The organism is Vibrio sp. Vb2131 (assembly GCF_033338535.1).
Classification (GTDB): domain Bacteria; phylum Pseudomonadota; class Gammaproteobacteria; order Enterobacterales; family Vibrionaceae; genus Vibrio; species Vibrio alginolyticus.
In genome coordinates this window covers 93,702-107,437 of sequence record NZ_JAWOSW010000011.1, presented here as the reverse complement: position 1 = coordinate 107,437, position 13,736 = coordinate 93,702, and the positions used below count along the sequence as shown (strand labels likewise).

General features: G+C 43.0%; 12 protein-coding genes. 5 read left to right on the top strand and 7 right to left on the bottom strand.

Going from position 1 to position 13,736, the window contains the following annotated elements:
- Window positions 1-102: 102 nt before the first annotated feature.
- A complete protein-coding gene (locus R7E38_RS13385; protein ID WP_005375386.1) occupies window positions 103-459 on the top strand; it encodes a MerR family transcriptional regulator in 357 nt (118 codons plus the stop codon).
- 58 nt (window positions 460-517) lie between these two features.
- On the top strand, window positions 518-895 hold the full coding sequence (locus tag R7E38_RS13380) for a carboxymuconolactone decarboxylase family protein (RefSeq protein WP_005375385.1): 378 nt from the start codon (window positions 518-520) through the stop codon (window positions 893-895).
- Between the two features lie 77 nt (window positions 896-972).
- Here the strand turns inward: R7E38_RS13380 and R7E38_RS13375 are convergent, their stop codons facing one another.
- On the bottom strand, window positions 973-1,203 hold the full coding sequence (locus R7E38_RS13375) for a PAS factor family protein (RefSeq protein WP_005375384.1): 231 nt from the start codon (window positions 1,201-1,203) through the stop codon (window positions 973-975).
- 282 nt (window positions 1,204-1,485) lie between these two features.
- Window positions 1,486-3,912, bottom strand: coding sequence for a M9 family metallopeptidase (locus tag R7E38_RS13370; RefSeq protein ID WP_226083991.1), 2,427 nt, complete (start codon window positions 3,910-3,912; stop codon window positions 1,486-1,488).
- A gap of 448 nt (window positions 3,913-4,360) precedes the next feature.
- On the opposite strand from R7E38_RS13370, the gene R7E38_RS13365 reads away from it, so the two are divergent.
- A complete protein-coding gene (locus tag R7E38_RS13365; protein WP_226083992.1) occupies window positions 4,361-5,338 on the top strand; it encodes a hypothetical protein in 978 nt (325 codons plus the stop codon).
- Window positions 5,339-5,369: 31 nt separating this feature from the next.
- Here the strand turns inward: R7E38_RS13365 and accD are convergent, their stop codons facing one another.
- Window positions 5,370-6,233 carry an acetyl-CoA carboxylase, carboxyltransferase subunit beta gene (gene accD, locus R7E38_RS13360; protein WP_025768502.1) on the bottom strand — a complete coding sequence of 288 codons (864 nt, stop codon included), beginning with the start codon at window positions 6,231-6,233 and terminating at the stop codon, window positions 5,370-5,372.
- 141 nt (window positions 6,234-6,374) lie between these two features.
- On the opposite strand from accD, the gene R7E38_RS13355 reads away from it, so the two are divergent.
- Entirely contained in the window at window positions 6,375-7,274 is a 900-nt protein-coding gene (locus R7E38_RS13355) for a LysR family transcriptional regulator (RefSeq protein WP_047101713.1), read from the top strand.
- A gap of 147 nt (window positions 7,275-7,421) precedes the next feature.
- On the opposite strand, the gene R7E38_RS13350 is transcribed toward R7E38_RS13355, so the two are convergent.
- Both R7E38_RS13350 and R7E38_RS13345 read right to left on the bottom strand, forming a co-directional pair.
- Complete coding sequence (locus R7E38_RS13350; protein ID WP_017635256.1) at window positions 7,422-8,981, bottom strand: methyl-accepting chemotaxis protein; 1,560 nt, start codon at window positions 8,979-8,981, stop codon at window positions 7,422-7,424.
- Window positions 8,982-9,530: 549 nt separating this feature from the next.
- The gene (locus R7E38_RS13345; RefSeq protein WP_226083993.1) at window positions 9,531-10,607 is read right to left on the bottom strand and encodes a nickel/cobalt efflux protein RcnA; all 1,077 of its coding nucleotides are present in this window, start codon (window positions 10,605-10,607) and stop codon (window positions 9,531-9,533) included.
- A 135-nt stretch (window positions 10,608-10,742) separates the two neighbouring features.
- On the opposite strand from R7E38_RS13345, the gene rcnR reads away from it, so the two are divergent.
- Window positions 10,743-11,015, top strand: coding sequence for a Ni(II)/Co(II)-binding transcriptional repressor RcnR (rcnR, locus tag R7E38_RS13340; protein WP_005375370.1), 273 nt, complete (start codon window positions 10,743-10,745; stop codon window positions 11,013-11,015).
- Window positions 11,016-11,281: 266 nt separating this feature from the next.
- Here the strand turns inward: rcnR and R7E38_RS13335 are convergent, their stop codons facing one another.
- The gene (locus R7E38_RS13335) at window positions 11,282-12,775 is read right to left on the bottom strand and encodes a GntP family permease (protein WP_005375369.1); all 1,494 of its coding nucleotides are present in this window, start codon (window positions 12,773-12,775) and stop codon (window positions 11,282-11,284) included.
- A complete protein-coding gene (gene denD / locus R7E38_RS13330; protein ID WP_017635260.1) occupies window positions 12,775-13,734 on the bottom strand; it encodes a D-erythronate dehydrogenase in 960 nt (319 codons plus the stop codon). The genes R7E38_RS13335 and denD overlap by 1 nt, the downstream gene beginning before the upstream one ends.
- Between the last annotated feature and the right edge of the window lie 2 nt (window positions 13,735-13,736).

Genomic DNA, 13,736 nt, shown 5'->3' with positions numbered 1-13,736 from the left:
GTTAAAAGACTAAAGATTTCTGTTTGTATCTGTCCCGAAATGACTTCAAAATGCGAAACTTAGCTTATCTCTATGGGGTATGCTCTACCTTGGAGGATAATAATGAATATCAAAGAATTTTCTGACCTCGTCGGGCTATCTGCTCATACACTTCGATACTATGAAAAAATCGGTTTACTTAAACATGTCCATAGAAACGCGAGTGGACATCGAATGTATAGTTCGAAAGATCTAAACTGGATAAGCTTTGTTAAACGTTTAAAAGAAACTGCAATGCCACTTGAAGAGATTCTAGAATATGCCAAATTAAGGGAAGTCGGCTCTCAATCTGTACCACAACGTCAAGCCCTGTTAGAACAACACCAAGAAAACCTCAAACGCCACATTGAGCAACAGAAAAAGCACTTATCGGCTCTAGAAGAAAAAATTGCCTTGTATAAAAGCGGAAAAGTTCGTTGACTTAGAGTTAACTCTAACGATTAAGGTGTGTTTACGTTTATTCACTAGGAACATACCGATGGAACAATCACGCTTTAACAAAGGATTAGAACTACTCTCTCAAATTGATGGCGACGCTGGTCATAATGTCATCGAAACCTTACAAGATATTTGTCCAGATTTAGCTCAGTACACCATTGAGTATCCGTTTGGCGATATTTATGCTCGCCCGGGCTTAGACCTAAAATCGAGAGAAATCGCAACCGTCGCCGCGCTAACGGCAATGGGGAATTGCGCGCCGCAACTAAAAGTGCACTTAAATGCAGCGCTGAATGTAGGCTGTAGCGAGGATGAGATTAAAGAGATCATTTTGCAGATGTCCGTCTACGCAGGTTTTCCCGCGGCATTAAACGGCATGTTTGCATTCAAAGAAGTGCTAGCGGAAAGAGCAGAGTAATAACGACGTTGAAATCAATTTAACCGCAATTAAAAACGGCCCTTGGGGTTCGGGCCGTGATTAAAACAACGAGTGAATTAGCGCTCAGGAGTTTCAAGCAGTTTAACCGCGCAATCTACCGCGTTGTTAATGCCTTGACTGCTCTCCAACTTGCCTGAACTTGCAGGACCAAGGGCACAAGAATACAAAGCCAGCTGCTTATCGAACGGCAGATCCAACTGTTCATAGAGATTTTGTCGGATTCTTGCATGTTGTTCTGGTTCTTGGTTAGCAAGGCTAATCAACGTTTCATAAATAAGCGTTTTCATGTCTTTCCCTTTTCACTTTATTGCACGGGGTGCATATATATTGTATCCATTTGAGAAGCACAAATCAGAAGCTAGGTCACAGAACGCGTCGCTAAAAAAGTTTATCTGCGCGGTAAATTGCAATACAAACCTAAAGCCGTTTAGAAAAAGGGCAACTGATAACTCGATAGATCAGCCGATTAACTAGCATTCGCCGCTGTTTGTTCATAATCGTGTCCGATATAAACAAAAACGCCGCTGTATCAGCGACGTTTTATCTCGACTTTAGTTAATCGAATTTTTTTAGTTGAAGTGCACTAGCATTTCAACGTCATCGCCTTGCTCTGGAGCCTGAAGAGCGAAGTGCACGTACCCTGCTTCAGTAACAGGAATCGCAAGGTATTCATTGCTGCCTGCATAGTTGGACGCATACTCGTGCTGCTCTACTGTAGGCCAATGCTCCCTACTCGCGTATAGATCGACATTACCAGTTTGAGAGTGAGCCGTTAGCCATACACGAACCTCTTCAACACCTTCAGGCACATAAACTGCTGCATAACGCTGCTTGTGAACGGTAAGCATTTTGGCTTCACCAGACTCTAATACCACAGGTGCTAAATCATCTTGCACTTGGGTTGGCGGTGTTTGCGCTTCCACTTCTAACGCAGCCACAAGATTCACTGAATCATAGCTATCACGTCCAGTTAAGCTGATGTAGTAACGACCCGCTTTAACGTAACCATCTTGCTCTGGTTCAAACACAATCTCTTCATTGCTGCCATCAGCATATTGACTCATTTCGAAATCATAGTAATGCGCGACTTTGTTGTAGCTCATGTAAAGATCCGCATCACCCGCACCCTCAATAGATACATTGAAGTTAACGGTGTTGGCTGGAACATCAACGTAGAACAGTTTTTCGCTGTATGCTTCGCCACTGAGCTGAAGGCTTTGGTTCGCCGTCAATTCAGTCACTTGTGCTTCAGGGCTTGTTGGTTCTGTTGGCTCTTCTGGGTCTGTACCAGGTTGCTCAGGTTCCACTTTTAATGTGTCCAACCAACGTTCAAACTCAGCGTCGTATTGTTGACCTAAAGACGTCACCTGCTGTGCCCATTGTTCGAACTGGCCAGAGCGCGACAATGCCAACAAACTTTCGACGTCTTGTGGATGATTTTCTAACATGAATCGAACAGCTAGATAACCCCAACGATAGATACGATTGGTATCGTGAGAGTACGTGGTATCAAACACAGTGGAAAGGCTCAGTTTACCATCTGCAATCAGCTCAATCGCAGCTTGGTAACCTTGCTTGTAATGCATATATTCAGCAAAACCTTCTAGCCACCAAACAATATGACCATGAGCCAAGTTATCGCTGAACGAACCGTATTGGTTAAATCGTGCATCTAAATAGTGCGTGTATTCATGTTCTAGGTTCAAGATAGAGAGATCTTCACCATTCGCGTAGCGATAAGCGACGAAACGCGCAGTATTGTCCGCTTTTGAAGGGTCACCTTCTAGGTACTGACCACCGTTGTCCGTTGTATTACCAAATAGGAATGAAGAGTAATCAACGTAACTAGCGTTACTCGCGAATACCGCCACTTCAACACGATCATTCAAATCATCAGCGACAGGTTGATTACCCGTATTCGCAACTCGATGGAAGTCGGCTTCTTTTGCCGCTAGCACTTCACACGCTTTCGCTGCTTGAGCATCGGTCAGATCTTCAGAGCGAATAATGGCAGGTCCCTGACATTCAAAACGATTTGGCATTACACGTGCAGCTAAATCTTGCTTGGCTTGCTCAATATTCAGACCATTTAGGCCTTCTGGTGCGTAGTAGCTCATCATTTCAACGGCAGCAAGCCATAGTTTGTCATGCTCACTACCCAGTGGATAACGCTGCATCACCTGTTGCATTACTGCCAATGCTTTGCGTTTGGTCTCCTGATCTGGGCTCGCGAGCAAACGACCAGTTTCACGTAATGCATTGAAAACGATAAAGCTTGCATCCGTATCTAATGCCCAAGCATTATCAGATGCGAATTTCACCAACGTATCAATATGGTGTGTATTGTTTGCCATGTATCGGTAGAACGCATCGTTCGCCGCATGGCCTGCCATAGAGCGGAACAAGTTGTTCAAACCATCGACCCATTGCGTGTCCTGCGCGGTTTCACGATTAAAGTGCATCAATGCGGCCATCATGCTATCCATGGTCAGCGGCAACCGCTTAACGTTATCAACCATCAAAGTCAGGCTCTTCATTGCACCAACTTGTTCACGACCCTGATCCAAAGCATGAGGGTTGTTTAGGAATAGGTTCGTCGACTGAGCAAAACGCTGACTCAACGTTTGCGAAAACTCAGGTGTACCAGTACCAGCGTTGTAGCGAACGTAGTAGGCCGCTCGAACAAATTCGCCTAGGTTCTCTAGAACACGGGCTTGATCTGCTTCACCACGATAGCGAGCGATTTCTTGATCCAGCGCGACTTGGATACGGCTTAGGCTCGCTTCACTATAGATATCATTCAGCGTTTCTGAAGGTGCTGAAAACCAAGCGTGGTAGCAATCATACTCAGCACCAGAAACGGCAGTAGCCAGATCTCGCGATTGTTGTAAATCAGCAACAGCACACTGATTTTGTGCAAAAGAGAAGCCAGACACACTCGCTAGCATACAAGCAAGCGCCAAACGATGGCGCGGGAAAAAACGGATATGAGACATAACAACACTCATTGATTATTAACATACATTGAGTGGGGATTTATATTCTTTACAGCTCAAACAGTGAAATCAGTGTCATAAAATTTATGAAACCGCTCCCAAAAATAGGTCTTTTACTCTAATTAAATGGGAGCAATCCCACTCCCCAAAAACTCACAATTATCAATAAAAACATTAATTTACCTTTTTCTAAATAACGACTTTATGAGGAAAATTGACCTTAAACGCCCCCCTTAACTCTTCCAGATAGAGTTCACGACAATCAAAGGTTCTAAATTAAATTTTGATGCTTGATACCATCTATTTTTATTTGTGACTCATTCCCAATAAGTCATCGAGTGCATATCAAAAGGCTGGCATTAATGGTAAATTCTCCGCCAAATCAAACACATTTACTCCTCCAGTCATTGATGAGTGAATAAAGCAGATATTTGGCTAGGGATAATACATGTCACTTTGGGGATTTTTGGGAGCGGGGATTGCCTACTTCATGACAACATTTGCCTTTGTTTTTGGCGGCATTTTTTGGTTATGTGCTGAAGGTAATACATTAAGAGAAACAAAGCGCCAATCATCAATAATGTCCGGGGTTATTGCTTGTACTATTGGAACTTGGGTGCTTGCTTTTGGTGTTTACGTTTACGGTTACTTTTGGGATAACTCTTCTCACTATTATTTTTATTTGCTCGCTCCATGGGGACTTGCCATTTTTGGGGTAAAACTTCGTAACCGCTGGGTTAAGCAATACGCGCGTGTAAAACACGCAAAAGAAGAACAGTGGCAAAAGCGCTGGCGAGAATTATTAGGGGAAGATACTGAAGAGCTTCCACCATATACACATGATTACGAGCTCTACTCGGGCATTTGGCAAGCCAATGAAGCGCTCCAAGAACAGTGTTTTTCAGCCCTTCCTCACGGGAAAGCAGTCTACGAGAGAGTGAAAGCCTTCCAAACGATGGCCTCCCCCGCTGGTGACATAAACAATCAAGTTTTGCTGAGTAAACTCGATCAACTAGAGGATGAAATCATTCAAGTTCTTGAGCAACACTCGCAAAAGAAAGTAAGCATTGAAACTGGCGCAGGTACTTTACACAAAGAGTCAAAACGCAATGTTTATCACCATGAGAATGGCCCAACAGAAGAGCAACTGTACGACTCAATCAACCTCCAACATGATTTGGATCGAGAGCTACGCAACATTATCTATGATCGGCTCGGTTACGATGGCGAAGATGAGTACTTTTTCCTCCAAGCGCCACTCGAAGAGCTTACCGAGAATGAAACCGCAATCAACTGGATGCTCTGGGGGTTAGTAAGCGACCATTTTGCTGTTGACCCATACCAAACGGCGTTGGATCTCAGCCTAATGAATGCGGAACCAAGATGGGGGCAAAATGAACGGTTTGTAATGATTACGGCTCAATAAACGCAAGTACTAAGTCTAACTTTAATACAACCTATTCTGAGACCACCCTCGCGTTGGTTAACTTAGCCAGTAAGCGGCCAACGCGATCGCGCATTTCACGTCTATCGACAATCATATCTAGCGCACCATGCGCTAGTAAAAATTCACTTCGCTGAAACTCGTCTGGTAGCTTTTCACGTACCGTTTGCTCAATGACCCGTCTTCCCGCAAAGCCAATACTTGCTTTAGGTTCACCAATATTGATGTCTCCTAACATGGCTAAACTCGCCGAGACGCCACCATAAGTTTGGTCCGTCAATACTGAGATATAGGGTAATCTGTGCTCAGATAAGTGGTTTAACGCGGCGCTGGTTTTTGACATTTGCATGAGTGCCACCAAAGACTCTTGCATGCGCGCCCCTCCGCAAGCGGAAAAACATACTAACCCAGACTTTGTATTAATTGCGCTTTCAACTGCTCGGACAAACTTCTCGCCAACCACTGCGCCCATCGAGCCTGCCATGAAAGAGAATTCGAATGCACACGCAACAACAGGCAGCCCCAATAACTTGCCCTCCATCACCACCAACGCATCTTTTTCTCCAGTCGTTTTCTGTGCTAAAGCAATTCGCTCTTTATATCGCTTTAAGTCTTTAAAACCCAAAATATCTTGTGGCTCCAACTCACTTGCCAACTCTTGTTGTGTTCCATGGTCCAGAAAAGAGATCAACCTTTGACGCGCAGCCATTCTCATGTGATATGAGCATTTAGGGCATACTTCCAAATTTTCTTTTAACGAGGCACGATAAAGTATTTGTTCACACTCAGGACACTTTGTCCAAACGCCCTCAGGGATAGACGCTTTGCGCGAACCTATTATATTTTTATTCTCAAATAACCGTTCTAACCAGCTCATAAATTCACCACTATTGATTACGTTCTAGCGCGATATCTCGTTGTTTGTTCGCTTAAACTTGTAAATAAAATTGTATGTAACTTAGTACAGGGATAAAGTGCGATATGCTGGCTTGATAATCCAATAAAGTGGGATAATGAAATGTTTGATAACGTTGACCAAATCTGGTTAAAAAGTTTTCACTGTGTTTATGAGAACAACAGCTTTAAGCGAGCCGCTGAGTGTTTGAATATACCAACATCAAATATCAGCCGACACATTGCCCTGCTTGAAGAAAAGTTAAACATTAGGTTGTTCAATAGAACAACAAGGCGAATGACGCCTACCGAGGCTGGAGAAGAGCTCTATAGCAGCACTCGTCCGTTATTGGAGCAACTCAACGCCGCACTAGAAACGGTAACGCGCCACTCACACACGGTAACAGGGGAACTGCGAATTCTTATGCCAGACACACCTGTACTCGCCAAAGCGGTTGTCACCTTTTGCACGCAATACCCGTCAATCTCTTTGTCTTGCGATACAACGCTAAACCCTAAAGATGATGTTATTGACAGCTTTGATGTCATTTTGAGTTTTCATAGAGGGACTTTGTCAGACAGTAACTGGGTGGCGAGAGAGATAAAACGCTGGCCCAGTGCCATTTTAGCCGCGCCTCAACTAATTGAGAAATACGCCACCCCTTACAAAATTACGGATCTAAGTCATGTTCCCTGCATCACGACGCTTACCGCAGTAAATGGTGCACCATGGGTATTCAGAAACCCTGCTGGGGGCCATATTACTCAAACTGTGCAATCTTCATTCAAAGTAAACAGCGGTCATCTCGCCAGATATGGCGCGTTATCAGGGCTTGGATACGCAATATTGCCAATTGAGTCATGCCAAAATGAGATCAAAAATGGTGAGCTAGAAATCGTCACTCTAGAGTACGAACCTGAGGATTTAGTGCTTTACGCCTTTTACTCGTCAAGAAAACATGTAGCTAAGAAAATATCTATGTTTGTTGAACATTTAAAGCAAAACGCAAAACTTAACGCCTAGCTAAGCTTTACTCAACTAATTTATCGTATTCTGTTTTATCGTCTAGAAAGGACAAACACCGCTAAGCGATTTGAGACTCGATTTTTTCAAATAAAAAAGCCAGCAATTAACATTTACTGGCTTTTATTAAAGAGGGTCAGTTGGCGTTTAGATTCTAAACGCTCCTACGTGACGATCGAGTGTTCGCGATAGCTCCGCGAGTTGTTGACTTGATTCTTCTAGTTGCTCACTCGCTGTTAGCGCACTTTTCACTGAGTGGCTGACGGTATCCATGTTCATATTAATTTCGTTTGCTACCGTTGATTGCTGTTCTGTTGCGGTTGCTACTTGAGTATTGATATCTGAAATAGTCGTCACTTGTGCAGCTATTGCTTCTAAAGCCTGTCGAGCTAACTCAGTTTCTGCCGTTCCTTCTTCAATAAGAGTCTTACTATTACTCATTGAATTCACCGCACTTTGAGCTTCAGTTTGTAGCTGGTGAATCATATTGTCAATTTCATCGGTAGAATGAGCCGTTTTAGTCGCTAGGTTGCGAACTTCATCAGCGACTACTGCAAAACCTCGGCCGGCATCACCAGCGCGTGCCGCTTCGATAGCCGCATTGAGAGCCAATAGATTGGTTTGCTCCGAAATACCTCTAATCACCTCTAGAATACTACCAATCGACTGAGTATTTTCAGCAAGACTCACGATAATGTTGGAAGTGCTGTTCATCTCGTTTTCAAGATTCGTCATCGCCGTTTTGGTTCTTTCTAGCGTCGTGTAGCCATCTTGCGCTTCATTACTTGCTGCACTCGCAGCATTTGCTGCTCCGGCAGCATTGGAGGCAATTTCATTGACCGTCGCAATCATTTCGTTCATGGATGTGACAACCAGCATGGTTTGCTCGTTCTGCTCTTGCCCTCTTGTGAGCGCTTGTTGAGATTGCCCACGCAAAGCGACAGCTGAACTATTAAGCTCCACACCAGTATTTACAACTTGTGTAATAATCTCATGTACTTTCCCAACAAAAACGTTGAAAGCAGAAGAAATTTGCGCGACTTCGTCATTACCTTTCGCTGGCAAACGAACGGTTAAGTCTCCGTCTCCTTTTGAGATGTCTTGTAGAGCGTCTTTAAGCGCAGAAAGCGGTCTCATCAGTTTATTTAGCAGAAGTGACAGAATCAAAACACACATAACGAAGATCGCCACCATAGAGATCAACTGGTAAGTAATAATTCCATTCGTCGCTTGGCTCACTTCGGTAATAGGAATACCAATATCAAAAGTACCGTATAACTGACCATCCACATAAATTGGTGCCATGATGTCAAACACCCATACTTTCTGGACATCGGCATACCACTTTGAGTACTGTTGAACACCTCTCGTCGCGCCTTCAACAGTATATTCATCGTTATAGGTTTTGTTCAGCTTGTGCTTATCACTGTGGGCTACTGCCGTTACGTTACGGTCAATTACAACGGCATAACTCACGTCTGAACGTTGTTTCAGCCCCTCAACAAGCGATTGTAAATCTTGCATTGGATTGGCTGAGTTCTCCAATATATAACTCGCATTTCCCGCTAGAAACTCAGCTTGAACTTGGGATTTGTTTAAGATGATGTCATCGATTTTCTGACTCGAAATTAGGTACGTTGATGCCATACTCGCCACGACAGCAATACCAAACATGGCGCAGACTGCTAATAAGATGATTCTTTTCATTATAATTGTCTCAATACAATTCAATTGATGCTCATTAATCGAGCGCTAAGCCTTTCTTCTCCAAAACCAACCAAACTGCATTTTGGGTCTGTTTGGCAGAGCAAGACATAACTTTATAACTATGTATCTGCTTGGTTCCCGATTACTTTAGACAGAAGGAAAAAAAGTCTTCAAAACGTCACATTTCTACGAGGTTTGGCGAAGGGACGAGTACGCAAAAGGAAACGTTTGCATAGTTAAATTTAACTATGCGACCAAATTGGTATCGAACATTAAAGAAAAGAGTTCTAATTAGCGTTTTGCCGTCGGGAGCGCTGTGGTCAGTGCTCCCGTTTTATCATTTAGTATCTCAGGTTCAGATATTAGAGCCACAATTGCAGCGGTTGTAATCCGAGATGCTTGGTGAAGCGAGAATGACTTGGTTTGTAGATATGGCAGCGATGTCGGATCGAGTGATTCTCAATCAAGAATCGGCAGCAAAACATGCAAACCAAGGCATGAAGCCATTACCCATACAAAAAGAAAGGAAAAGAGTCTTTATCACAGAGTTTAACTCGTCAGCGATATGTATCCATGCATACCCATGTATAAACCAACTGCACTGATCAAGACGCCCGATAAGTAAGGAGCTCGACGTGCAACATCATTCAAACCGCTCCATTTAGATGTCGCTTTTTGCACGCCCAATGCTGCCACAACGCCAACAGCAACCAGAGTCAAGGCTAAGCCAATACTGAATGACACAACTAAAGTCGCACCAAGAGTCATTGCCTTAAGCTGCAAACAGATAAGCAAAACCGTTACCGCAGCAGGGCATGGAATCAAACCGCCCGTTAATCCAAACAGCAGAATTTGCCCATTCGTCACGTCTCGATTCTCAAAGCGTTTTTGAATGTCTAAAGCGTGAGCGCGTTCGTGAGCATCTTGATATTCCTTATCTTCGCTTTCTAAATGAGAACCAGAACGGAAATGTACATCAAAGTCATGGGTATGATCATGGTGCCCGATGATCAAAGTGACAGAAAGTCCATTAGAGACTTCAATGCAAGACGCCGATTCCAAGTATCCATCACGCTCTATAAAGTGATAGATATCAGCAGGTTGATAACCATCACTCGATACCGAAACCTTGATACCTTCAGCAGTTAAAGGTTTACCGCTGAGTGTTCGCAATTGGAAACGGTGATGCTCCCCTTCCTGTGTAATCGAAAGCGAAACATGCCCATGTCCTGTATCCACAACTTGCGTCGTCCAGTCGCGAGCATGATCCTGAGCTTTGTTCCAAGCTCGCTCATCGCTCCATGTCCGCCAAAACATCCATACGCCGGTTGTCACGATAATGACCCCAGAGATAAGTTGCATCCATGGTTCAGCCGCTTGAGCGGTGAATTTCTGGCTAATATACATCCCGCCAACAGCGATTAACCATACAATTATAGTGTGAGAAAGTGTGGCAGCTAAACCCAGCATCACGGCTTGTTTGACCGTTCCTTTCACCGCGACAATGAACGCCGCCATCATCGTTTTAGAGTGCCCAGGTTCTAAACCATGCAAGGCGCCAAGCAAAATGGCACTGGGAATAAAGAACCACCCATTACCTTGTTGTAGTAACGCGACAAAATCCATTGTTGTTCTCTGTTGTTGATTCTAATTTATCGCAAACTATACTCCCCCCTAGTATTAAATACTACCCCCCAGTATAAATTGAGTGCTACATTATCAGTTAGAATAACTCGGCCCGTAACGTAAAGAAGATAAGACATGTCGCATACAACCAGAGATCAAAAGAAGCTCAACACTCGAGTCAGTAAAATACAGGGTCAGGTGAATGGACTTAAAAAAATGCTGGAAGAAGAGCATGAATGCCAAGATGTGTTGCAGCAGATTGCCGCTATTCGGGGAGCAGTAAATGGTTTGATGCGAGAAGTAATTAAAGGTCACTTACTTGAACACGTCGTACTTGAGGAAGACAAAACTCAACGTGAAAAAGATATGGAAGTCGTATTAAAAGTACTGGACTCTTATATAAAGTAACCCTACTTCGCTAGAGTAAAATCACTAGGGTTAAACTCGAATAGATCCTTTATAGGTAATCGCTTACTAAGCGGGAAATAGCAATTCCATTTCATATTGATTAAGTTGAAAATGGAACCTATATCGGTTCAAGTTAAATAGTTTATTTATAAGAACTAAAACGGCCCAAACATAGGGCCGTTCATATTATTAAAAAACTCTAAACTATCTGATAAAAATACATATTGTGATAGGTTTTTACTTTATGGAAGAGTACAAGTAAACCTTTATACCTCTTGTAATTCGACGTGCTTAGCGCTGTAAGATTTTGTAAATGCAACACACCCCAAAAGTACAGCAAGTGGTAACACAGGATCAAAGATTGAACCATGAGATCCGAAGAATAAGTTAAGAATCATGACTAATGAACCACCAATAGCCCAAGCAATTGTTGTTGGAATAGTCCAAATAATGAGTTGTTTCTTAACCTCAGTCACCCCCATTAATCGATTAACAATATGGAATAGCGAGTCATTAAAGTAGCCAGCAAATAGAGATCCCATCGTAGCTGCCGTCGCTGCGAATAAAAGGTTAACGTCAGGAATATTCACTAAAACTGGGGCAGATATAGAAGCAGCGGTTATCATGGAGACTGTACCAGAGCCCTGAATAATACGAACTAACGTCGCAATAATAAATGGAATCATAACCGCAGAAATAGGAAGCCCTGCAACTTGGTTGGCAATCTCTGCGCCCGCACCCGTTTCACGCAATACGGCACCTAACGCGCCACCAGCTCCTGTTACTAACAAAATGATGCCACAAGTGGAGATTCCTTGTTCCATCTTTTCATTCGCTTCTTCTTTGGTAAGGTTATTACCCAATGTGTAAACCGCTAGTAACGTCGCTATTGATAGTGCAATAGTAGGGCTGCCGATAAAAGCGATAAATTGACCAAATGTTGTTGCAGTCAGCCCTTCGAAACCGAAAGTCCCCTCTAATAAACCCATAACTGATTTCGCAAGTATAAGTAAAATAGGGATAATAATTGGAGCGATAGATTTACTTAAAGATGGTAGGTCTTTCGCTTCTTTACTTGCAATGTACTCTTTGTGATCATTAATCAGTTGCTCACTAGACTTCGAGAAATGTTCGGTTGGAATGAATTCAGGAAACTGCTTTTCTAACCATCTTGCATACCAAACAATACCCATGACACAAGGCGCTGCGATCATCAAACCAAAACCTAACATGCTGGCAAGATCGACACCAAAGATACCAGCAACGCCCAAAGGTCCTGGAGTCGGCGGAATAGCGTGATGCGCTACGACCAAGCCGCCCGCCAGAGCAACCGTAAGCGTTAAAATCGAGCGATTGGACGTTTTTGACAAAGACTTCGCAATTGGATAAAGAATGATAAGCGCGCTATCCACAAAGATTGGGATGCTAACAATATAGCCAGTTACAGCAAGAGCGGCCTCTTCTTTCTTTTTTCCTAACCACTTTATAAAATTATAGGCAATACTTTCTCCTGCTCCAGAAGCCTCTAAAATAGCCCCCATCATAACGCCGAGACCGATGACAATCCCTATACCGCCTAATGTTCCACCAAATCCTTTGCTAACGGTCGCAATCGTGTCGTCAACACTTAACCCACCAATAATACCTGCGATACATGCCGCAATTAACATCGCAATTAACACATGTACTTTTGTACGTAATACAAGAAAAACAAGGACTGATACGGCTACTATTAGTCCAATTACTGAGGTTGGTAACATTAGACAATCTCCATATTGTTAACAGAAATAAATTGTTGTAATACATCCTTGAAATTACTGTCTGCTTTAAATCCAAGCTCCAGTTCTTTAGTACAATCAATTTTTTGTGGCCAACTACTCACAATACGATCAATACCCGCATCATGCTCATAGGTAATATAATTAGAAAGTTGTTTACCCATTAGAGTGTCCATTGTTTGAATCATCTCAGCTGGTGTAGTTTGAATACCAGGTAAATTAAGCGTTCTATAGGACAGATTATTTAACTGCTCATAAGGCATTAGCCCTGCATATTGAATATTGTCCACCACTCTAGACGGGCTCGATATCCAAAGTTTTAGCGTAGGGTCTACAGGACAATTTGATTCTTGAGCATTCAAAGGCTCACGAATAATTCCGCTTACGAAAGAGCTAGCGGCAAGGTTTGGTTTCCCAGGGCGAATACAAATAGTCGGTAAACGTACGGATACAGCTTTAACAAAGCCTTTACGGGCATAGTCGTTCACCAATAACTCACCTATAGCTTTTTGCGTCCCGTAGGATGACTGAGGATGAAGTGCTGTTATTGGTGTAATCGTTTCCGGAAGATCACCACCAAATACAGCTAAAGATGAAGCAAACGTAAAACGAATATTAGGGTTTACTTTACGGCAACGCTCAAGCAATAACTGTGTGGTCGTCAGGTTTACAGCTACGCCTAAATCAAAATCTTGCTCAGCATGGCTCGATACAATTGCCGCTAAATGAAAAATGTGTGTCGTTTCGGCAGTAATAACTTGGTCTATATTTTCTCGCTTTGTCATATCCATGACTAAAGAAACGACTCGGTCATCAATGCCCTCTAAGCGCGACTTTTGAATGTCGACAATAGTAATACTTTCAGCTTTGTTTTCTTTTAGTAGTGATTTGGCAAGTAGGGTTCCGAGAAAACCCGCCCCTCCAGTTATGATAATATTCATAG

Bases quoted from the DNA above. Each gene is read 5' to 3' on its own strand.
- R7E38_RS13350 (WP_017635256.1), bottom strand. From the start codon at position 8,981: ATGAAAAGAATCATCTTATTAGCAGTCTGCGCCATGTTTGGTATTGCT.
- R7E38_RS13355 (WP_047101713.1), top strand. From the start codon at position 6,375: ATGTTTGATAACGTTGACCAAATCTGGTTAAAAAGTTTTCACTGTGTT.
- denD (WP_017635260.1), bottom strand. From the start codon at position 13,734: ATGAATATTATCATAACTGGAGGGGCGGGTTTTCTCGGAACCCTACTT.
- R7E38_RS13365 (WP_226083992.1), top strand. From the start codon at position 4,361: ATGTCACTTTGGGGATTTTTGGGAGCGGGGATTGCCTACTTCATGACA.
- accD (WP_025768502.1), bottom strand. From the start codon at position 6,233: ATGAGCTGGTTAGAACGGTTATTTGAGAATAAAAATATAATAGGTTCG.
- rcnR (WP_005375370.1), top strand. From the start codon at position 10,743: ATGTCGCATACAACCAGAGATCAAAAGAAGCTCAACACTCGAGTCAGT.
- R7E38_RS13375 (WP_005375384.1), bottom strand. From the start codon at position 1,203: ATGAAAACGCTTATTTATGAAACGTTGATTAGCCTTGCTAACCAAGAA.
- R7E38_RS13370 (WP_226083991.1), bottom strand. From the start codon at position 3,912: ATGTCTCATATCCGTTTTTTCCCGCGCCATCGTTTGGCGCTTGCTTGT.
- R7E38_RS13380 (WP_005375385.1), top strand. From the start codon at position 518: ATGGAACAATCACGCTTTAACAAAGGATTAGAACTACTCTCTCAAATT.
- R7E38_RS13335 (WP_005375369.1), bottom strand. From the start codon at position 12,775: ATGTTACCAACCTCAGTAATTGGACTAATAGTAGCCGTATCAGTCCTT.
- R7E38_RS13385 (WP_005375386.1), top strand. From the start codon at position 103: ATGAATATCAAAGAATTTTCTGACCTCGTCGGGCTATCTGCTCATACA.
- R7E38_RS13345 (WP_226083993.1), bottom strand. From the start codon at position 10,607: ATGGATTTTGTCGCGTTACTACAACAAGGTAATGGGTGGTTCTTTATT.